This is a genomic window from Thiobacter sp. AK1, from assembly GCF_039822265.1.
Classification (GTDB): domain Bacteria; phylum Pseudomonadota; class Gammaproteobacteria; order Burkholderiales; family Thiobacteraceae; genus Thiobacter; species Thiobacter aerophilum.
Genome location: NZ_JBAJEX010000007.1, coordinates 113,371 through 134,709, shown reverse-complemented (window position 1 = coordinate 134,709; position 21,339 = coordinate 113,371). Strand labels below are relative to the sequence as shown.

The window sequence follows — 21,339 nt, the reverse complement described above, 5'->3', positions numbered from 1 at the left end:
GCGCATCAGCGCGTGGCGCGCACCTCGTCGAAGATATCCACTAGGTCTTTTTCCCAGCGCTCGAACACTGGCGCGAGATCGGGCTGTGGAAAAAATTCCTTGAGCACAGTGGGACGTGCCGCGGTAAGGAGGGTCTGACCTTCCTCGGCGAAGATGGCCACGTTGAGCGGCAGGTAGGGAATCAACTCCGGATGCGCGGCGGCCAGCCGTTCCACCTCACCCGGTCGGCCATAGAACACCACGCGGTAGCGATCGGTCTTATAGCCCTTCATTTCCAGTCCCACGTCCACACGCTGCACCTTGGCCACCTTGTAGCCGCGTGCGGCGATAGCCGTTTGCAGCGTGGCCATGGCCTCTTCGAAGTTCTGGGCCGAACGCACGATCAGCAGCTGGTCCGCCCAGGCGGAGACGCTCAGCGCCAAGCCGAGGAACAGCGCACCCAGGCAGGGGGCGAGTCGTTTCATAGGGCGGCCTCCTCCATGATGGTCTGGTAGAGCTTGGTCATCTGATCGCACATTTCATTAAGCTCGCTGTTGTTGAAGATCTTCGCCAGACGTTTGGGATTGATGCTCATCATGCGCACCTTGCCGTCCTGTTCCACCACCGTGATGCGGCAGGGCAGAAACAGACCCACGCGCGGATCGATGGCGAGCGCCTGGTTGAGCATGCCGAAATTGCAGAAATAGACGATGTGCTGCCTGGGGTTTTCCTGGCCCTCGGGGACGATGCCGGCATCGAGCTTCTGTTCCCGGATGAACACGAAGTTGTTGGAGGTTGCTGCGCGCTTGACGTTCTCCACCGTGGTCGCCAGATCATAGGGCGAATCGACGATGAATACCGGCTGATCCGTATCCGGTATCGCCGTGGTCGGCGGGCGCTTCTCAAGGCTGCGCACGAAGGCCACGATGTCGTCGAGATCGCGATCGGATAACCCACGTGGCTTGAAGGCCACCATCGGCGTGCCTGCGCGACCCTTGACCAGAGTGTTGCGGATCTGGGCATCGCTGGCGGAGGCGAGATAGCCCGGATTGTTGAGGGCTGGCGGCATGATGGGTAGATCGCGTGGACGCGAGAAAGTCACCCCCGTGCCATGGCTGCCTTCTCCGCGGGCGCCGTGACAGCCGGCGCAGTAGCGTCCGAACAGGCGCTCGCCGCGTGTCGCATCGCCCTTGATGGGCTTGCGGTCGAAGACCGGCCGCTTACCCGTATGCCACTTGCGCAGGTGCGCGATGAGGGCATCGACTTCCGTCTCGCTCAACTGGGTGAAGGCGGGCATTACCCGGCCGGGACGGCCGAGGCGGATGGTGCGACGTAGATACTCGTCGTCCACCGTGGCCTGGAAGGAAGGTAGAGCCAGGGGCACACCAATGCCGCCCCGTCCGTCTTCGCCGTGACAGGCGGCGCAGTTTCTGGAATAGAGCGTGGCGCCGTCCACGGCGTGAGCGGTTCCCATCAGGCAGGCGAAAAGCCCCAGCACGAACGGCATGCAAAGCCGACGAAAGGGGATCATGGAAGACTCCTTTCAGGATACGAAACTCCTAAAATATAGCCGAATCGTCCATGTCTGCAAAGGCGAACGTTGCGCCCCTGCGCTGTGGCTGCGGCCATGGGCTATACTGCCAGCCTTCTTCGACTGCGTTCGCGCGCCATGCAACTTACTCTCACCCGCCCGGACGACTGGCATGTGCATCTGCGTGATGGCGCCGCGCTGGCTTTCGTGCTGCCGGACACGGCGCGGCGTTTCGCGCGTGCCATCGTCATGCCCAATCTGAAGCCACCGGTGACCACCACGGGAGCGGCGCGGGCCTATCGCCAGCGGATTCTCGCGGCGCTGCCCCCGGGCCTTGCTTTCGAGCCGCTGATGACCCTTTATCTTACGGACAACACGCCGCCGGCAGAGATTCGCGCAGCGCGCGCCAGTGGCTTCGTATACGGCGTCAAATACTATCCGGCGGGCGCCACTACCCATTCCGATGCCGGGGTCACCGACATCTCGCGCTGCCATGCCACCCTGGCGGTCATGGAAGAGGTGGGCATGCCCCTGCTCATCCATGGCGAGGTCACCGATCCCCAAGTGGATGTATTCGACCGCGAGGCGGTATTCATCGAGCGCGTGCTGCTTCCGCTTTTGACACGCTTTCCCCGCCTGAAGGTGGTGCTGGAGCACATCACCACGCGCGATGCCGTGCAGTTCGTGCAGGAAGCGCCGCCGCAGGTGGCCGCCACGCTCACCGTGCATCACCTGCTCTACAACCGCAATGCCATGTTTGCCGGTGGCATCCGGCCCCACATGTACTGCCTACCGGTGCTTAAGCGGGAGCGGCATCGCCAGGCGCTGCTTGCGGCCGCCATAAGCGGCAATCCCAAGTTTTTCCTCGGGACCGACAGCGCGCCCCATGCCCGCCACGCGAAGGAGAGCGCCTGTGGCTGTGCCGGCATCTATACGGCCCATGCGGCTATCGAACTTTATGCCGAGGTATTCGAGGCGATGGGGGCGCTGTCACGCCTCGAGGCCTTTGCGAGCTTTCATGGCGCGGATTTCTATGGCCTGCCGCGCAACCGCGACACGCTTACCCTGGTGCGCGCGCCTTGGACGGTGCCGTCGGAGCTTGCCTTCGGCCAGGATACGCTGGTGCCGCTGCGCGCTGGCGAGACCGTGGCTTGGCGGCTCCTCCCCACCAAACCCAACGAAACGAAAAACCCATGAGCCTGGAAGCCCTACCCCCGGAGCGCTTGTTCCGTGCCTGCGACCCTGCCTGCTTTCCCTTCGAAACCACGGAGGAGGTGCCGGAACTCACGGAATTCATCGGTCAGGCGCGCGCCGAGGCGGCCATCCGTTTCGGTGCCGGCATGCGCCATGATGGCTACAACCTCTACGCGCTCGGGCCACCCGGCACGGGCAAACGCTCTCTGGTGGAGCAGCTGCTTCGGGAAAGCGCCGCCCAGGCACCGGTGCCGGACGACTGGTGCTACGTGCACAACTTCAAAGAAGCTCACCGCCCGCGCGCGCTGCGCCTGCCGGCAGGGCGCGGGGTCCGCTTGCGCGAAGACATGGCAAGGCTGGTGGAGGAGCTGCGTGTGGCGATTCCCGGTGCCTTCGAGTCGGACCAGTATCGGGCGCGTGTGGAGGCCATTCACAACGAGTTCAACGAGCGGCAAGAGAAGGCCTTCACGGCACTGGGCGACGATGCCGCTGCGCATGGCATCGCCCTGCTGCGAACACCGGATGGCTTCGTTTTCGCGCCCATTCGCGAGGGTCGGGTGCTCTCGCCGGAGGAGTACGACAAACTGCCGGACGCGGAAAAGAAGCAAATCGACGAGCAGGTGGCTGCTTATCAGGGCCGCCTGGAAGCGATCCTGCGCGATATTCCGAAATGGCGGCGCGAAATGCGCGATGCCTTGACGCGGCTGAATCAGGAAACCGCCGATCTGGCGGTGGGACAGCTCATGGACGAGCTGTTCGCCGCCTACCAGGACTTGCCCGAGGTGGCGGCCTATCTGCAGGCCGTGCGCGAAGACGTGCTGGCCCACACCGAACTTTTCTTAAAGCAGGAAGCCACCAGCCTCGGCCCGGAGTTGTCCGTGCTCCACCGTTATCAGGTGAACCTGCTGGTGGATCACGGTGCCTCGCGGGGCGCGCCCATCGTCGCCGAGGACCATCCCACCTACAACAATCTTATCGGCCGCGTGGAGCATCTCGCCCAGATGGGCGCGCTGGTCACGGACTTCACCCTGATCAAGCCCGGTGCGTTGCATCGCGCCAATGGCGGCTACCTGTTGGTGGAGGCGCACCGGCTGCTGGCCCAGCCCTTTGCCTGGGAGGCGCTCAAGCGCGCGCTCTATGCCCGCTCTCTGCGCATCGAATCGGTGGGCCAGTTGCTGAGTCTGGTGCCCACCGTCTCCCTCGAGCCGGAGGAGATTCCGCTCGACGTGAAGGTCGTGCTGCTGGGTGAGCGCTTCCTCTATTTCCTGCTGCAGGAGCTGGATCCGGAGTTTCCGGAACTGTTCAAAGTGGCGGCGGACTTCGAGGACAGCCTGCCGCGCGACGACCGCAACGCGCAGCTCTATGCGCGGCTGATCGCCACCCTGGCGCGGCGCGAGGGACTGCTGCCGTTTAGGCGCACGGCCGTGGCGCGGGTGGTGGAGCATGCTTCGCGTCTGGCCGAGGACGCGGAAAGACTCACGGCCCACATGCGCAGTGTCGCGGATCTGCTGCGCCAGGCGGACCACTGGGCACGCCAAGCCGGCGCCACGCAAGTGGAGGCGAGCCACGTGGATGCGGCCATCACCGCCATGGAGGCGCGCAGCGATCGCATCAAGCGCCGGATCCAGGAGGAGATCCTGCGCGGCACCTTACTCATCGACACCGATGGCGCCACGGTGGGCAGCATCAATGGCCTGTCGGTGGTGGAACTGGGTGAAGGGCGTTTCGCCCATCCCACGCGCATCACGGCGACCACCCGCATCGGTGATGGCGACGTGATCAACATCGAGCGCGAGGTGGAACTGTCGGGGGCCATCCATTCCAAGGGCGTGATGATCCTTGCTTCCTTCCTGGCCGCCCGCTACGCGCGCAGTCGGCCGTTGTCCCTGTCGGCGAGCCTGGTGTTCGAGCAATCCTACGGCTACGTGGAGGGCGATTCCGCCTCCTTGGCCGAGCTGTGTGCGCTGCTTTCCGACTTGGCTCAGGCTCCCATCCGCCAGTCGCTGGCGGTGACGGGCTCGGTCAATCAATTTGGTCAAGTGCAGGCCATCGGTGCGGTGAACGAAAAGATCGAGGGTTTTTTCGACATCTGCGCGGCGCGGGGCCTCAGCGGCGAGCAAGGCGTGCTCATTCCGGCGGCGAACGTGAAGCATCTCATGCTCAAGCGCGAGGTGCGCGAGGCCTGCGCCGCCGGCCGCTTCCATGTTTATGCCGTCGAAACCGTGGACGAAGCCATCGAGCTGTTGACGGGCATTCCCGCCGGCCTGCCCGATGAGCAGGGCAACCTGCCGGAAGGTAGCATCAACTGGCGGGTGGCGGCCCAGCTTTACGAACTGTCATTGATCCGTCAGGAATTCGTTGGCACTGGCAGCAAAAAGAAGAGGAAGAAACAAGACTGAGTGGATCGCGGCCAAAGCCGCGCCCAGTGGGGTGGGGCCGCCCTGGGGTCGCGGCTTATGCTGTCCTTGTTTCCCCGTCCCAGTGCCTAGGTGCGGAAGCGGGCGACGCTGTCCAAGAGATGGCGCGCCATTTCCTCGAGCTGGCTGGTGAGGTCGCAGGCGTCCCGCATGATGGCCACCGTGCGATCGCCGTTTTCGGCGATGCGCGCGATCTGGATGGAGATGTCCTGGATGGCCTGCGCCTGTTCCCGGGTGGCGTTGCCCACCTCGTCCATGCGGCCTGCGGCCTGGCGCACCGCATGGCCGGAGACCGCCATGAGCTCCGCGAAGGCTTCCATCGCCTCCTGCATTTCGCTGAAGTGTCCTAGCCCCTGTTGCACCGTCTGCTGCACGGTCTTGCTTTCCGCCTCGATGGTGTGGGTCACGCCATCGATCTCCTGGGCGGTGAGGGCGGATTTTTCCGCCAGCTTGCGCACTTCGTCGGCGACCACGGCAAAGCCGCGACCAGCCTCCCCGGCACGGGCGGCTTCAATGGCGGCGTTAAGGGCGAGCAGATTGGTCTGATCGGCGATTTCCTTCACCTGGCGCGTCATTTGGCTGATTCGGGCGGCACGGGTGACAAAGGCTTCCACCGACTGGGCCATGCGCCGCACCAGGTTCTCCACCCGGTCGATCTGGCCCGCCATGCTGGAAATGCCCTCGTTGGCCCGGTGGGTCTGTTCCAGGCTCTGGTGCGCATCGCCCCGCACCTGCTGTCCCAGCTCCACCACCGAGGCCACGCTGGCCGACAGTTCCTCCACCGCCGCCGCACTCTCCTGGGCCGCCGCGGTCTGGCCTTCGACGCTCGCGCGCACCTGGTCGGCGCTTTCCAATAGGCTGCGCGAGACGCGTTCCAGGGTTACGACATTGGTGCGGATCTCCTGGGTGATGCCCTTGAGCGTGAGCATGAGGGCGTTGTAGGCCTTGGCCATCTGGCCGATTTCATCGTCGCCCCGCACCGGTGCCCGCCGAGTGAGCTCGCCGTCGCCCTGGGTGGCGATCATGGTGTCGCGCAGGGCCTCGATAGGGCGCACGACGCTGGCGATGGCCAGGGGCGCAAGCCCCAGGGTGAGCAGAAGGCTTGCCAGGGCGGTGAGGCCACTGGGCAAGCCAGCGACCCAGGCTACCACTGGCACTAGACCGATCACCGCGGCCACGATCCAGATCTTCGTGCGCAAGCTCACGGCGGCCAGACGCTGCCACAGCCCGCCCAGCCGGGCGCGACCGGCGTTGATCTCGGCGTAGAGTTTCTCCGCCGCGGCGATTTGCTCCCGCGTGGGTTTCACCCGCACCGACACATAGCCTGCGATGCGGCCCTGCTCGAAGATGGGCGCCACATTGGCTTCCACCCAGTAGTGATCGCCGTTCTTGCGCCGGTTCTTGACGATGCCGTTCCAGAGCTTGCCGCGTTTGATGGTCGCCCACAGATCGGCGAAGGCCGCGGGCGGCATATCCGGGTGACGCAGGATGTTGTGGGGCTGGCCGATGAGTTCTTCCCGGCTGTAGCCAGAAATCTCGACGAAGTCGTCGTTGGCATCCAGGATGATGCCCTTGGCGTCGGTCTTGGAAATGATCACTGCGCCGGGCCGATAATCGTATTCCTGCTGTGTCACCGGCAGGTTGCGCCGCATGATGCTCTCCTCTTCGATCATCCGAAACGTGGCCCGAAGGCCATTCTTGCGCAGTATCGGCGTGGCCGGTGGATTCTTGAGGTGTCGCGGCGCTGCCGACCGGAGCGAACTCCGGTCGATGCCCTCGGCATGTCAGCGGCGCAGCGCGGCCTCCACTTCCTGTTCGCGGGTGGTGATGCGGGCGAGCGCCATCATTTCTTCGGCGAGCAGGGCGAGCAAGTCGTCGAGGGAGACGATGCCCACTAGGGCGCCTTCCTGGTCCACCACAGGCATGCGCCGCACGCCGTGCACGCGCATGCGCTGGATGGTCTCATAGACGCCATCCTGTTCGCGCGCGGTGGCGAGCTCCCGGGTGATCAGCTCGCCCACTCGAAACAAGGACGGGTCCACTTCCTTGGCTATCACCTCGATCACCAGATCACGATCGGTGACGATGCCCACCGGCACCCGTCGCCCATCTTTTTCTTCCACGATGATGACATCCCCCACGTGGTACTGGCGCATGAGCTTGGCGGCTTCCAGCGCGTTTTCCCGGGCGAAGGCGATGACGACTTCACGGTTGCAGATTTCTCCGATCGGCATGACGGACTCCTTGCGATCCACGGTTGACGATACCCTGCAATGGTAGAGGTTTTTCCCGCCCCCGTCGCGCGCGCCGAGTTCGGGGCCCGCAGGAAAGGGGATCGGCAGACAAAAAAATGGCCCCGTAGGGGGCCGCGGCCGAGGGGGCGGCCGCTTCAGGGAAAGGCGGGGATGGTGGGGTCTTGCGTGCCGCCACTGGCTTCCGGATGGCGGCGGCTTACCAGTTCACGAATCTCCCGCACCCGCGAGGCAGGCACGTCCACCATGAGCAGGATTTGCCCGTCGGCGATGGCATGCTCGAAGGCCTTTAGGCGCGAGTTGGGTATGGAGCTGGCAATCATGCTGGATACCCAGGCACCAAAGCCCGCGCCCAGCATGGTGGTGAGAAGCAAGGTCACCAGTCGCAGCGGCGTATCGGCCGGCGGGAAGGCGAGCACCACCAGCCCCGCCACCACGCCGGCGATGGCGCCCACCACCAGCCCGGCCTCGGCACCGTGCACGATGTCGGACTTCTGCAGGATGGATGCTTCATGCAGCCCCTCCAAAGGGATGTCGTCGCGGGCCAGGACGTGCATGTGCCGCTCCTCGACGCGGGCCAGCAAGAGATCGTCCACCACCTGCCGGGCGCTGGTGGTGTCCGGCAACAGGAAATAGAGTCTGCGTCGCATGTCTGACCTCCTCGTGGCAAAGGGAGGCGGGGCTTGCGCGGGTCGGGCGATGGCACTCGGCGGGCCCGCCCCCCGGGAGATGGACCAGGGCCGGCCGAGACGACCCTGCGTTTTTTGTGTAGTCGAATGGTCGGGAATTGTCAAAGCCGGCCAGGGCTGCCCAGAGTGCCCGACTCATGGCAAGATTGCACGTTTTTCCGAGTCCTGCCCAATTGCCCACCATGGACACCGTCTCCTACGGCCGCGAGCTCAGACAGCGCGAACGCCTGCTGAGCCTGCTGCTTTCCCGCATCCTCAAGCGCCAGCTGCCGCCGGCCGTGTTCACCGCCTTGGGCGAGCTGCGGCGGGGCTTTACGCGCCTGCGGGACCAGGACGATCCGCGTCGTCGCCAGGTTTTACGGGCGCTCATCGAGCGCCTCGATCCAGAATCGATCACCCAGATCGTGCGGGCCGCCGGGGTGTATTTCGGTCTGCTCTATATTGCCGAGGAGTTCGTGGCGTTGCGCCGCCGGCGCCACGCTGTACGGGCGCACGCCCACATGTGGCCCGGCTCCTTCCACGACACCCTGTGGGGCCTCAAGGAAGCCGGCGTGGGGGCGGCCGAGGCGCTGGCTCTGATCAGCCGCCTGCGCTTCATGCCTGTGATCACCGCCCATCCCTCGGAGGCCAAGCGGCGCACCATCAAGGGCGCGCTGCGCAATATCTTCCTGAGCGTGGAGGCGCTCGACGACGCGCGCCTGCGAGGAAGTTTCCGTGCCGAGGCGGTGCGCAGGTTGGCGAGCCAGATCCAGATCCTGTGGAAGACCGACGAGGTGCGCGCCACCCAGCTGGACGTGCGTGACGAACTGCGGGCGGGCCTGTCCTATTTCCCCCTCTCTCTGTTTTCCGCCACGGTGCAGGTTTATCGCAACCTGCGGCGGGCTGTGCGCGACGTCTATGGGGAGCAGGCCGCGGCCGGCTTGGAAGTGAGCCGCCTTCTGCGCTTCGGCTCCTGGATCGGCGGCGATCGGGACGGCCACCCGGGCGTGACCGCGGAGGTGACCGACCTTGCCTGGCAGATGCAGGCGCGGGTCGCGCTGGAGGAATATCTGCGTCGCCTGGAACAACTCTCGGACCAGCTTTCCTACTCCATCCGCATGTGCCGACCTTCGGCGGCGTTTCTTGCCAGTCTGGAAGAGGATGCGCGTTACGCGGCGCTGCGCTTCCCCGCCCAACCCCACCGCTACCAGCAGGAACCCTATCGACGCAAGCTCGCGGTGATGTGCTATCGCGTCAAGCGCAACCTGGATGCTGTTAAGGCAGCCATCGATGGGGCGCCGCTGGAAGGCGAGGAGCTCGGTTACGAAAGCGCAGAAGGCTTGCTTAGGGATCTGTATCTCATCCGGGATTCCCTCATCCAGCATGGCGACGAGGACGTGGCGAACGCGGAACTGACGGATCTCATTCACCTGGTGGAGACCTTTGGCTTCCATCTGCTCCAGCTCGATGTGCGCCAGGAATCCGCCGTGCACACACGCGCCTGCGGCGAGATCCTGCGTGCGGCGCTGGGCGTGGACTACGTGGCGCTCGATGAAACAGGCCGGCTCGCCCTCTTGGGCGAGCTGGTGGGACGTCCCGATGCGCTGGCGTTCGATCCGGAAACCTTGAGCCAGCAGACGCAGGAAACGCTGCGCGTGTTCCGCGTGATCGCCCACAACCGGCGCGCGCTGGGACCGGCTTGCTTCGGGCGTTACGTCATCTCCATGACCCATGGCGCGAGCCACGTCATGGAGGTGATGCTGCTCGCCGCGCTGGCCGGACTGGCGGGACGCGTGGGCGAGCGCTGGTTCTGCCACCTGGGGGCAAGTCCCCTGTTCGAGACCATCGACGATTTAAACCGCGTGGAGCAGGTGCTGGAGCAGCTCTATGCCCTACCCGCCTATCGCCACCTGATCGCGGCCTTCGGCGAAGCGCAGGAGGTGATGCTGGGCTATTCCGATTCCTGCAAGGACGGCGGCATCCTGGCTTCCGCTTGGTCCCTCTATCAGGCGCAGAAACGCATCCTTGCGGTGTCCGAGCGCCATGGTATTCCCTGTCGTCTGTTCCATGGCCGCGGCGGCACCCTGGGGCGCGGCGGCGGGCCGACCCACGAGGCCATTCTTGCCCAGCCACCGGGGACCGTGCATGGCGAGCTCAAGCTCACCGAACAGGGCGAAGTGTTGTTCTACAAGTACAACAACATGGAGACCGCGGTCTATGAGCTCACCCTGGGCATCACGGGTGTGCTCAAGGCCAGCAGCCACCTGGTGGGCGGCGGTCGCACGGACCGGGAAGCGTACGCCGCGGCGATGGACGAAATCGCCCGTGCCGGGGAGCAGGCCTACCGCACTCTCACGGAGGGCACGCCGGGCTTCCTGGATTACTTCTACGAGGCCACGCCGGTGCAGGAAATCGGGCTGCTCAACATTGGTTCCCGGCCTCCCCATCGTCGCCAGGGCGACCGCTCCCGCGCCTCGGTGCGCGCCATCTCCTGGGTGTTCGCCTGGGCGCAGTCACGCCACACCCTGCCTGCCTGGTATGGCATCGGCTCGGCCTTGGCCGCTTTTCGCGGTGACGATCCCGCGCGGCTGGCGCTGTTGCGGCAGATGTATCGTGATTGGCCGTTCTTCCGCACACTGCTATCCAATGCCCAGATGGCACTGGCCAAGGCCGATTTCGGCATCGCCCGGGAATACGCCCAGCTGTGTACGGACCCTGCGTTGGGGGAGTGCGTGTACACCCTCATCGCCGCCGAATATGCACGCGCCGTGGAAGAGGTGCTGCGGGTGAGCGACAGCACAGCGCTGCTTGCGGACAATCCCGAACTCGCCCTTTCGCTTAGCCAGCGGCGCCAGTATCTCGATCCCTTAAACCACGTGCAGACGGTGCTGCTCGCCAAATTTCGCGCCGACGCGCGCGAGGACAGTCCCTGGCTGGAGCCGCTGTTGCGCTCCATCAACGCCATCGCCGCGGGCATGCGCAACACGGGATAACCGCCGTTCCAAGTCGCAACTCATGCGGGACGTGGAACCCGCTCAGTTTGCGGGCGCGTCGCGATGGAAGCGGTAGGTGTTGCGGCCCGCCGCCTTGGCCTGATACATCGCATCGTCGGCGCAGCGCAGGAGGGCTTCGCCGTCCGCCGCATCGTCGGGGAAGAGCGCGATGCCGATGCTGGCCCCGATGTGCAGGGTGTGCCCGCCCTCCTGGAAGGGCTCGCCGATGGCCTTAAGAATCTTCGCCGCCACCCGCGCCGCATCCTCGCGGCCCGTGATGCCGGGAAGCAGAACGGTGAATTCGTCGCCGGCGATGCGTGCCACGGTGTCGCTCTCGCGCACGCAGCGGGTCAGCCGCTCCGCCACCGCCGCCAGCAGCGCATCCCCCACGGCGTGGCCGTAGCGGTCGTTCACCGGCTTGAAACGGTCCAGATCCAGAAAGAACAAGGCGAGCTTTTCGCCGTTGCGCCGTGTGCGCGCCAGGGCCTGCTTGAGCCGGTCGAAGAACAGGCTGCGGTTGGGCAGGCCGGTGACGGCATCGAAATGGGCCATGTGCTCGATGCGCGCCTGCGCCGCGAGCGCATCCGAAATGTCCTCGTGGGTGGCGATGAAGTGGGTGATCGCCCCTTCCTCGTTGCGGATCGGCGTGATGATCTGGCGCACGGTATAGAGGCTGCCGTCCTTGCGCCGCTCCGTGGTCTGGCTGGTGAAGACTTCGCCTGCGAGAATGGTGGACCAGAGCTTCTCGTAATAGGCCGCATCGTGCACCCCCGACTTGAGTAGCCGCGGGGTCGCGCCGATGGCTTCCGCGGCGCTGTAACCCGACAGCCGGCTGAAGGCCTCGTTCACCCACTGGATGCGGCCCTCACGATCGGTGATGAACACGGCATTGGCCGCGCGGGCGAGCGCCGTCGACAACAGGCGCAACTCTTCCTGCTGGAAGCTTGCCTCCAGCGCCACCGCGGCGCGCGCGGCGATGTGCTCCAAAACGCGCCTGAGCTGGGCATCCTCGAAGGCCTCAGGCTGCGTGGCATAGACGGTGAAGGCGCCCCAGATCTCGCCGCGGATCACCAGGGGCAGGCTCGCGGCACTGGTGAGACCATGCTGGCGCGCCGCCGCAACCCAGGGACGGAAATCGGGCGCGTCCACCCGGGTGATTTGCATGCGCGCAAGCCGGATGGCGCTGCCGGTGGGGCCGCGCCCGGTGGCGGAGTCGTCCCAGCGCACGCCGATGGCCATCAGCTCTTCGCGCAAGGCGGTGGCAGGGCCGGCGGCCGCCACCAGGCGCACGCCGCCGTTCTGCTCGCGCTGCCCGAACCAGGCGAGCGCAAACCCAAACTCGCGCGCCACCTGCTCGCAGATGAAGGTCATGATGGTTTGCGATGACGCGCCGCGCAGGATGTATTCGTCCGCCTCGCGCAGCAGCCGCTCCATGGCGGCCAGCCGCCGGCTTTCCGTGGTGTCCTGGGCATAGGCGGCCACCAGACGCACGCCGCGGGGGCCGGCGATGGGATGGAGGGTGATGCGGTAGCTGCGGCCGGCCCGGGTGTCCTCGAACACGACGGCGCGTGCCGTGCGCACCGCTTCGCCGAGCTGCGCACTGCGCGTGGCACTGACGTCCGGCGGCAGGAAATCCCACAGGGGCCGGCCCACCATGGCATGGGGCGTCTGCCCCAGGCGGCGCGCGCCGGTCTGGTTGATGGCCAGCACCGTCCCATCGGGGCTCAACAGCAGGGCCGACTCCTCGATGGCATCCAGCAGGGCATGGGTGTTTTCTTCACTCTCCTCCAGGGCGGTGCGGCTGGGGTGGACGAACAACCACCAGAAAATGGGAGCAGCCAAGAGTGTGAGCGCCAGCACGTCCGCCGCCGTGTTTAGCCACAGGGGCGTGGTGTCCTCCGGCAGGAGGCGATCTAGCGCCAGCATGATCACGGTTTCGATCAGGGCGATGAGGGCGAGGGCGAGGAGGGCCCGGGGGAGTCGGCGGTGGAAATGGGGGGTAAGAAGCATCAGCGGTTCCAGTGACAGGCCGGATTATCGGCGCAAGTGGCTCATCCTTGAACCTTGGATTTTCCAAGTCCGGGGGAACCGGCTGGCGTCCCGGGTATACTAAGCAGCGGAAGCAGGCCAGACAGTCGCCGGCGCGTTTCTCGCGCCGGAGGAAAGTCCGGGCTCCACAGAGCAGGGTGCCGGCTAACGGCCGGACGCCGTGAGGCGATGGAAAGTGGCACAGAAAACAGACTGCCGACGGCCCGGACTTGCCGCCCGCGAGGGCGGCAAAGTCCCCCAAGCAGAGCAGCGGAAGCCGCGCTGGTTGCGATAGCTCGATGCGCCGGCTATGGTCGGTGTCGAGACGAGCAGCAAGCAGAGCAGCGGAAGCCGCGCTGGTTGCGGCAGGGCCGGGCGATGGTGAAAAGGTGTTCTCCGCCAGGAGAAGACGGGCGCAAGCCCGCCGGGTAAGAGCCCACCGCGGACGTGGTAACACGGACGGCACGCCAAACCCCACCCGGAGCAAGACCAAATAGGGGAACCATGACGTGGCTCGCGTCGTTCCCGGGTAGGTTGCTCGAGCGCAACGGTAACGCTGCGCCCAGATAGATGACTGTCCTCGACAGAACCCGGCTTATCGGCCCGCTTCCTTTTCCTCCCCAGCTTCTCGCGCCGGGGTTCCAACCCGTTTCCTCTGAGCAGTAGTTCCAAGGCAAATCAGGTAATTACGGCTTGAACCGTACAAGCCGCGTGAGGATATTGTCCTAGCCTATTCTTTTATCGAGCGAATGGCTGCCGCTACAGCGCGCCGCTAAGTCCTTGTGTCGCCAAGCAAAAATGCTTGGGCGGGGGCTCGTTTTCCCTTGACCCCCCTGTTTTTTTCCCCTATAGTGGGCCGAAGTGGAGAAAAGTGGGAGATTGTGGGAGATGGCGCCCAGGGGGAGCGGATGTTTCGCGGCGCAACCGCGCTGAGTCTCGATGCCAAGGGGCGGCTCGCCGTCCCGGCCCGGCATCGAGATGCTCTTCACCTGCAAGGTGGCGGGCGACTCGTGCTCACCGCGCATCCCCATCGTTGTCTGCTCCTCTATCCCCAGCCCGAATGGGAACCCATTCAGCAAAAAATCATGTCCTTGCCCAGCTTCGACAAGCAGGCCAGCCTCTTGCAGCGCCTGCTCGTGGGTTTTGCCGAGGACGTGGAAATGGATGGGGCAGGACGTGTACTGATCTCGCCGGTGCTGCGCGCATTCGCGGGTCTTGAGAAGCAGGTGATGCTGGTGGGACAGGGCAGCCATTTCGAGGTGTGGAGCGAGGCCAACTGGCACGCCCAGCTGGAGGAGGCGCTCGCTCAGGGCGATCGGGTGCTGCCGCCGGACCTGGGGAATTTCTCCCTGTGAGCGAGCATGCGCAGCACGCGACGGTGCTGCTTAAGGAGGCGGTGGATGCGTTGCGGGTCAAGCCGGAGGGCATCTATGTGGACGCCACCTTCGGCCGTGGTGGACACAGCCGGGAAATCCTGCGCCGCCTGGGGCCGCAGGGCCGTCTCATCGCCTTCGACCGCGATCCCCAGGCGATCGAGGTGGCACGCATGATCGTGGATCCGCGCTTCACCGTGCTCCACGCGGGCTTCTCTCAACTGAAAGACCGGTTGCGGCACGAGCAGGTGGACAAGGTGGACGGTGTGCTGTTGGACCTGGGGGTGTCGTCGCCACAGCTCGACGATGCGGCTCGGGGTTTCAGCTTCCGCATGGATGGGCCGCTGGACATGCGCATGGACACCACCCGGGGGAGGACAGCCGCGGATTGGCTGGCCGAAGTCGACCAACGCGAATTGACGGAGGTGATAGCCGATTATGGTGAAGAGCGGTTTGCTAAACAGGTTGCAAGAGCGATTGTTGCGGCGCGCGCGCGAGGGCCAATCGACAGCACACGAAAGCTTGCCGCGATCGTGGCTGAAGCCGTGCCCACGCGCGAACCTGGCCAGGATCCGGCGACGCGCACCTTTCAGGCTATACGGATTTTCATCAATCAGGAGCTCGAGGAGCTTTCGCTAGTGCTGCCCCAGTGCGTGGAGTTGCTCGCGCCTGGTGGCCGCCTGGTGGTGATCAGCTTCCACTCCCTGGAAGACCGTATCGTCAAGCGTTTCCTCAAGCGTGAGGCGCGTCCTGACGCCCTGCTGCCCAAACTTCCCCTCCGTGCCGATCAACTGCCCAAGCCGCGGCTTGCGCTGGTGGGCAAGCCGATGCGTCCCAGCGCGCAGGAGATTGACGCCAATCCCCGCGCGCGCAGCGCCGTGATGCGCGTGGCGGAACGCACGCCCTGGGGGCTTGCGGCATGACCCGGCTCAATCTGATCCTGCTCGCCATCGTCGTGGTGTGTGCGCTGGGGGTTGTGACATCGCAGCACAAGGCGCGCAAGCTCTATGCCGAACTCCAGCATGCCGAGGAAGTGGCCAAGCAAATGAACACGGAATACGGCCAGCTCCAACTGGAACAGAGCACTTGGGCCATGCATGCTCGGATCGAGAAAATCGCCAGCGAGCGACTCCAGATGAAGGTGCCGGAGCCTGCGCGCATCCACGTGCTAGTGCCTATTGCGGAGGGCCAGCCGTGATCGCTCCCGCCGCCACGCTGCCGGTGAGGTTGCCCGTGTGGCGGGCGCGGCTGCTGCTCGTGTTGCTGGTGGCGTCCTTCCTCGTGCTGGTGGGACGGGCTTTCTATCTGCAGGGGGTGAACAAAGACTTCCTGCGCCAGAAAGGCGAGGCGCGCTACAGTCGCGTCATCACTCTCAACGCCAACCGCGGCAACATCCTGGATCGCAACGGCGAGCCGCTTGCCATCAGCACGCCGGTGGAATCGGTGGCGGCCAGTCCACGCGACGTGGAAATCACGGCCGAGCAGACCGCTAAGCTTGCGCGCCTGCTCAATCTTCCCGTGCCGGACCTCAAGCGCAAACTGGAGGACAGCCGCGAGTTCGTCTATCTCAAGCGTCAGCTGCCGCCGGATCAGGCAGAACAAGTCTTGAAGCTCGACATCCCGGGCGTGTTTTTGCAGCGGGAGTACCGCCGCTACTACCCCTATGGCGAGCAGACCGCTCATCTCTTGGGCTTCACGGACGTGGATGACCGCGGCCAAGAGGGCGTGGAACTCGCCTTCAACAATCGTCTCGCGGGGATCAACGGCAGCCGGCGTGTGCTCAAGGACCGTTTGGGCAACATCATCGAAGGGGTGGAAAGCATTCGCGCCCCTCAGGATGGCCAACCGGTGGTGCTTTCCATCGACCGCAACATTCAGTATCTAGCCTATCGCGAGCTGCAGAACGCGGTGATCCTCAACCGGGCCAAGGCTGGTGCCGTGGTGGTGCTGGATGCGCGCAGTGGCGAAGTGCTCGCGCTGGCCAACCAGCCCAGTTACAACCCCAACCGGCGCAGCAAGGACGTGCCACCCGCCTACATGCGCAACCGGGTGGTGACCGACATCTTCGAGCCCGGTTCCACCCTCAAGCCCTTCACCGTTGCCATGGCCCTGGAAGCGGATCGCGTGCGGCCGGATACGGTGATCCAGACGGCGCCCGGCTATCTCACCATTGGTCCGGCCACCATACGCGATGCCCATGCCGCGGGTGCACTCACCGTGGCTCAGGTGATCCAGAAATCCTCCAACGTGGGCGCGGCCAAGATGGCCCTCATGCTGCCCGCGGAATACATGGCGGACCGCTTTCACAAGCTCGGTTTCGGCAGCCCCCCGGGGGTGGGTTTTCCCGGTGAGGCGGCGGGCCGGGTGCGCCCGCCCCAGACCTGGCGGCCCATCGAGCAGGCCACCATGTCCTACGGCCACGGCATCTCGGTGAGTCTTTTGCAACTAGCGCGTGCCTACACCGTGTTCGCCAACGACGGCGAGCTGCGCGACCTGTCTTTGCTGAAACTGGACCGCCCCGCCGCGAGCCGGCGCGTGTTTTCCGCTGCCACCGCCCGCGCTGTGCGCGCCATGCTGGAACTGGTGGTGCAGCCCGGTGGCACCGCTTTGCGCGCCCAGGTGCCAGGTTACCGGGTGGCTGGCAAGACCGGCACCGCCCACAAGCTCAACGCCAACGGCACCTACGCCGAGGATCGCTATGTGGCCTCCTTCGTGGGCATGGCGCCGGCTTCCGATCCCCGCCTCATTGTCGCGGTGATGATCGACGAGCCCAGTGCGGGCCAGTACTACGGCGGACAGGTGGCGGCCCCGGTATTTGCCCAGATCATGGCCGGCGCGTTGCGCATGCTGTCGGTGCCGCCCGATGCCCCGGGCAGCACCTTCTTCTCGCCGGATAGCGCACCGGTGGTGGGAGAGTCGACATGAGGCGGCGACTCCTGATGCCGGAGACCGGGCGCGGCGGCGGCGGACAACTTACCTTCGATTTCGGGCTGCTGGATGCCTTGGGCATCGCGGTGCGTTCGCTCGCCATCGACAGTCGCCGTGTCGCGCCGGGGGATGTCTTCCTCGCCTACCCGGGTGAGCGGGCCGACGGTCGCCAGTTCATTCCCCAGGCCATCACCGCCGGCGCAGTGGCGGTGCTGTGGGAACCCGAAGGTTTCGCCTGGGATCCGGCCTGGCGCGTGCCCCATCTGCCGGTGGCGGGCCTGCGCTACAAGGCGGGTTTCATTGCCGCTGAGGTGCATGGCCATCCCTCGCGCAAGCTGTGGATGGTGGGCATCACCGGCACCAATGGCAAGACGTCCTGCTCTCACTGGATCGCCCAAGCGGCGACAACCTGCGGTCGGCCCACCGCCATCATCGGTACCCTGGGCAATGGCCTGCCGGGCGCGCTCACGCCGGCCAGCCACACCACCCCCGATCCGGTCAGCCTGCAGAAGCTGCTCAAGACGTTCGTGGAACAGGGGATCGCGGGTGTGGCCATGGAAGTGTCTTCCCATGCCCTGGATCAGGGACGGGTCAATGGCGTGGCCTTCCAGGCCGCGGTGCTCACCAATCTGTCGCGCGACCATCTGGACTACCACGGCACCATGGAACGCTATGCCCGCGCCAAATCGCTGCTGTTTAAGTGGCCGGGGCTTAGGGTGGCGGTGCTCAACCTGGACGACGCCTTTGGGCGGGAGCTTGCGCAGAGCTGCCGGCGGACGGGCACGCCGGTGCTGGGTTATGGCTTCGAGGCGGGCGAGGTCCGCGCCTCGCATCTCGAGGTTTCACCGCGCGGCTTGGCCTTCGACGTGGTCACCCCCTGGGGCGAAGCCCATGTGGCATCCCCCATCCTTGGCCGGTTCAACGCCTCCAACCTGCTGGCCGTGTTGGCGACCCTGGGGGCGAGCGGTTTTCCCCTCCTGGACATCGTCGGTGCCCTGGCGCGACTGACGCCGGTGCCGGGACGCATGCAAAAGATCGAGCTGCCGGGGCGGCCGCTGGTGGTGGTGGATTACGCCCACACGCCGGATGCGCTGGAGAAAGTCTTGAGCACGCTGCGTGAGGTGATCGCCGAATCCAAGTCGGCCACGGTGGATGCACGCCTCATCTGCGTCTTTGGTTGTGGCGGGCAGCGCGACCGCGGCAAGCGTCCCATGATGGGCGAGGTGGCCTCGCGTCTTTCGGACAGCGTGGTGGTCACGAGCGACAACCCGCGCAACGAGGACCCGATGGTCATCATCGAGGACATCGTGGCAGGCATGGGCCCGAACTACCACGTGGTCGAGGACCGGGCCGCCGCCATCGACTTTGCCATTCGCCAGGCACGCCCCGGCGACGTGGTGCTGATCGCTGGCAAGGGACACGAAACCTATCAGGAAATCCGCGGCCAAAGGTTGCCGTTCTCGGACGTGGACGTGGCGCGGCGCGCCTTGGAGGGCTGGAAGTGATGCACACACCGGAGAAGATGCTGCACCTTACGGAAGCGGCGGCGGCCATCGGCGGCGAAGTCCATGGCGCGGACGTCGCGTTTTCTTCGGTGAGCACCGATACCCGCACGCTACGGCCGGGCGCGCTGTTCGTCGCGCTGCGCGGGCCGCGCTTCGACGGTCACGACTTTCTCGAGCAGGCGCGTGGGGCCGGTGCCATCGCCGCCATGGTGGACGAGCGACTGCCATCGCTTCCCGCATCCTTGCCCCTTTTGCGGGTGGGCGATACGCGCCTTGCGTTGGGGCGGCTGGCGGCCTTCTGGCGTCGGCGTTTTCCCATTCCCTTGGTGGCCATCACCGGCAGCAATGGCAAGACCACGGTGAAAGAAATGACCGCCGCCATCCTGCGCGCCCACTGCGCAGCCGAAGGGGCGGTGCTCGCCACCGAAGGCAACCTCAACAACGACATCGGGGTGCCCCTCACGCTGTTGCGGCTCACCCCGGCCCACCGCTACGCGGTGATCGAGATGGGCATGAATCACTTCGGCGAGATCGATTATCTCAGCCGCCTGGCCGGTCCCCAGGTGGCGCTCGTCAACAATGCCCAGGCCGCGCATCTGGCGGGGGTGGGCAGTCTCGAGGGCGTGGCGCGCGCCAAGGGCGAGATCTATGGCGGGCTTGCCAGCGATGGCATCGCCGTGATCAATGCCGACGAGGCCTTCGCCGGGTTCTGGCGCGAGCTCGCAGGCACACGACCGGTGATCGATTTTGGTCTCAAACGGCCGGCAGCGGTGAGTGGCCGCTTCGAGATGACTCCCCACGGGACCGAGCTTAGCCTCGTGCTGCCCACCGGCACCGCCCACACCCGGCTGAATCTGCTTGGGGTACACAACGTGCGCAATGCCTTGGCTGCCGCGGCGGTGGCCGCCGCGCTGGGTATCCCGGCGCAGACGGTGGCGGCGGGCCTGGCTGGCGTGACACCGGTCAAGGGGCGGCTTAACCGCAAACGGGCCATCCTGGGCGCCACCTTCATCGACGACAGCTACAACGCGAACCCCGATTCCATGCGCGCCGCCATCGACGTGCTGGCCGCCATGCCAGGCAAGCGGGTGCTGGTTTTGGGCGACATGGGCGAGTTGGGCGAGGCCGCCTGGCAACGCCACGGGGAGATCGGCGCCTACGCCCGCGACCGGGGCATCGACGTGTTGTTTTGCTTGGGCGAGAACGCCCGCGCCATGGCCGAGGCCTTCGGACGCAATGCCTGGCATTTCGAACGTATCGAGGAATTGCTGGCCGATCTGGAAAACCTGCTGGCGCCGGATGTCACGGTGTTGGTCAAAGGCTCCCGCTTCATGCAGATGGAGCGGGTGGTGAAGAGTTTCGCGCTCGAGGAATAGCATGCTGCTCGAACTGGCCCAGTGGCTGGCAGCCGATTTGCAGATCCGCGCCTTCAACGTGTTCAACTACATTACCTTGCGGGCGGTGCTGGCCACGCTCACGGCGCTGATCATTTCCTTCCTCATCGGCCCTGCCATGATCCGCAAGCTAACGGCCTACAAGATCGGCCAGGCGGTGCGTGACGATGGTCCCCAGACGCATCTGGTCAAGGCGGGCACACCCACCATGGGCGGCGCCTTGATCCTGGTGGCGATCATCGTCTCCACCCTGTTGTGGGCGGATCTTTCCAACCGCTACGTGTGGATCGTGATGCTGATCACCGCCGGCTTCGGGGCCATCGGCTGGGTGGACGATTACCGCAAGGTGGTCCAACGTCACCCCAAGGGGCTGTCAGCCAAGGCCAAGTTTTTCTGGCAGTCGGTGATCGCCCTCGCAGCGGCGTCCTACATCGCCTTCAGCGTCACTTTGCCGGCCCAGACCGAACTCATCGTCCCTTTCTTCAAGAGCGTGGCCATCCCCCTTGGCGCCTTCGGCTTCATCGTGCTGGCCTACTTCGTGATCGTCGGCACCAGCAATGCCGTCAATCTCACGGACGGGTTGGATGGTCTGGCCATCATGCCCACGGTGATGGTGGCCAGCGCCCTCGCCGTGTTCGCCTACGTGGCGGGCCATGCGGTGTTCTCCAAATACCTGGGTCTGCCCCATATCCCAGGGGCGGGGGAACTCGCCGTGTTCTGCGCCGCCATGGCGGGCGCAGGTCTTGCCTTTTTGTGGTTCAACGCCTACCCGGCGGAAGTGTTCATGGGCGATGTGGGCGCGCTCGCTCTGGGCGGCGCGCTGGGCGCGGTGGCGGTGATCGTGCGCCAGGAAATCGTGCTGTTCATCATGGGTGGGGTGTTCGTGGTGGAGACGCTGTCTGTGATGATCCAGGTGGCTTCCTTCAAGCTCACTGGCAAGCGCGTGTTTCGCATGGCGCCCCTGCACCACCACTACGAACTCAAGGGCTGGAAGGAAACCCAGGTGGTGGTGCGCTTCTGGATCATCACCATGATCCTGGTGCTGATCGGTCTGTCCACCCTGAAGCTGAGGTAGCC

General features: G+C 65.4%; 16 protein-coding genes and 1 other RNA gene. 11 read left to right on the top strand and 6 right to left on the bottom strand.

Annotated elements, in window-relative coordinates; genetic code table 11:
• Positions 1-5 precede the first annotated feature (5 nt).
• Entirely contained in the window at positions 6-464 is a 459-nt protein-coding gene (locus tag V6E02_RS09770; protein ID WP_347308606.1) for a DUF302 domain-containing protein, read from the bottom strand.
• Positions 461-1,510, bottom strand: coding sequence for a c-type cytochrome (locus V6E02_RS09765; RefSeq protein ID WP_347308605.1), 1,050 nt, complete (start codon positions 1,508-1,510; stop codon positions 461-463). The genes V6E02_RS09770 and V6E02_RS09765 overlap by 4 nt, the downstream gene beginning before the upstream one ends.
• Before the next feature lie 138 nt (positions 1,511-1,648).
• On the opposite strand from V6E02_RS09765, the gene pyrC reads away from it, so the two are divergent.
• Positions 1,649-2,707, top strand: a complete 1,059-nt coding sequence (pyrC, locus tag V6E02_RS09760; protein WP_347308604.1) for a dihydroorotase — start codon at positions 1,649-1,651, stop codon at positions 2,705-2,707.
• Complete coding sequence (locus V6E02_RS09755) at positions 2,704-5,103, top strand: Lon protease family protein (protein ID WP_347308603.1); 2,400 nt, start codon at positions 2,704-2,706, stop codon at positions 5,101-5,103. Before pyrC ends, V6E02_RS09755 begins: the two co-directional genes overlap by 4 nt.
• Positions 5,104-5,189: 86 nt before the next feature.
• On the opposite strand, the gene V6E02_RS09750 is transcribed toward V6E02_RS09755, so the two are convergent.
• The 3 genes from V6E02_RS09750 to V6E02_RS09740 form a co-directional block, all read right to left on the bottom strand.
• The gene (locus tag V6E02_RS09750) at positions 5,190-6,773 is read right to left on the bottom strand and encodes a methyl-accepting chemotaxis protein (RefSeq protein ID WP_347308602.1); all 1,584 of its coding nucleotides are present in this window, start codon (positions 6,771-6,773) and stop codon (positions 5,190-5,192) included.
• Between the two features lie 132 nt (positions 6,774-6,905).
• Entirely contained in the window at positions 6,906-7,355 is a 450-nt protein-coding gene (locus V6E02_RS09745) for a CBS domain-containing protein (protein WP_347308601.1), read from the bottom strand.
• Between the two features lie 155 nt (positions 7,356-7,510).
• Complete coding sequence (locus tag V6E02_RS09740; RefSeq protein ID WP_347308600.1) at positions 7,511-8,023, bottom strand: DUF1269 domain-containing protein; 513 nt, start codon at positions 8,021-8,023, stop codon at positions 7,511-7,513.
• 221 nt (positions 8,024-8,244) lie between these two features.
• Between V6E02_RS09740 and ppc the strand changes: the two genes are divergently transcribed.
• Positions 8,245-11,034, top strand: a complete 2,790-nt coding sequence (gene ppc / locus V6E02_RS09735; protein WP_347308599.1) for a phosphoenolpyruvate carboxylase — start codon at positions 8,245-8,247, stop codon at positions 11,032-11,034.
• A 42-nt stretch (positions 11,035-11,076) separates the two neighbouring features.
• Here ppc and V6E02_RS09730 read toward each other — a convergent pair whose 3' ends face one another.
• Positions 11,077-13,044, bottom strand: a complete 1,968-nt coding sequence (locus V6E02_RS09730; RefSeq protein WP_347308598.1) for a diguanylate cyclase domain-containing protein — start codon at positions 13,042-13,044, stop codon at positions 11,077-11,079.
• Between the two features lie 109 nt (positions 13,045-13,153).
• On the opposite strand from V6E02_RS09730, the gene rnpB reads away from it, so the two are divergent.
• From rnpB to mraY, 8 genes are all read left to right on the top strand, one after another.
• An RNA gene (rnpB, locus tag V6E02_RS09725) (RNase P RNA component class A) lies at positions 13,154-13,676 on the top strand.
• A 294-nt stretch (positions 13,677-13,970) separates the two neighbouring features.
• Positions 13,971-14,417: a division/cell wall cluster transcriptional repressor MraZ gene (gene mraZ, locus V6E02_RS09720; protein WP_347308597.1), complete on the top strand. Its 447-nt coding sequence runs from the start codon at positions 13,971-13,973 to the stop codon at positions 14,415-14,417.
• Positions 14,414-15,358: a 16S rRNA (cytosine(1402)-N(4))-methyltransferase RsmH gene (gene rsmH, locus V6E02_RS09715; RefSeq protein ID WP_347308596.1), complete on the top strand. Its 945-nt coding sequence runs from the start codon at positions 14,414-14,416 to the stop codon at positions 15,356-15,358. The genes mraZ and rsmH overlap by 4 nt, the downstream gene beginning before the upstream one ends.
• Entirely contained in the window at positions 15,355-15,633 is a 279-nt protein-coding gene (gene ftsL / locus V6E02_RS09710) for a cell division protein FtsL (RefSeq protein ID WP_347308595.1), read from the top strand. The genes rsmH and ftsL overlap by 4 nt, the downstream gene beginning before the upstream one ends.
• Positions 15,630-17,360, top strand: coding sequence for a peptidoglycan D,D-transpeptidase FtsI family protein (locus V6E02_RS09705; protein WP_347308594.1), 1,731 nt, complete (start codon positions 15,630-15,632; stop codon positions 17,358-17,360). The genes ftsL and V6E02_RS09705 overlap by 4 nt, the downstream gene beginning before the upstream one ends.
• The gene (locus tag V6E02_RS09700) at positions 17,357-18,868 is read left to right on the top strand and encodes a UDP-N-acetylmuramoyl-L-alanyl-D-glutamate--2,6-diaminopimelate ligase (RefSeq protein ID WP_347308593.1); all 1,512 of its coding nucleotides are present in this window, start codon (positions 17,357-17,359) and stop codon (positions 18,866-18,868) included. The genes V6E02_RS09705 and V6E02_RS09700 overlap by 4 nt, the downstream gene beginning before the upstream one ends.
• Positions 18,868-20,244, top strand: a complete 1,377-nt coding sequence (locus tag V6E02_RS09695) for a UDP-N-acetylmuramoyl-tripeptide--D-alanyl-D-alanine ligase (protein ID WP_347308592.1) — start codon at positions 18,868-18,870, stop codon at positions 20,242-20,244. The genes V6E02_RS09700 and V6E02_RS09695 overlap by 1 nt, the downstream gene beginning before the upstream one ends.
• A 1-nt stretch (position 20,245) precedes the next feature.
• On the top strand, positions 20,246-21,337 hold the full coding sequence (gene mraY / locus V6E02_RS09690) for a phospho-N-acetylmuramoyl-pentapeptide-transferase (protein WP_347308591.1): 1,092 nt from the start codon (positions 20,246-20,248) through the stop codon (positions 21,335-21,337).
• Positions 21,338-21,339: the final 2 nt, after the last annotated feature.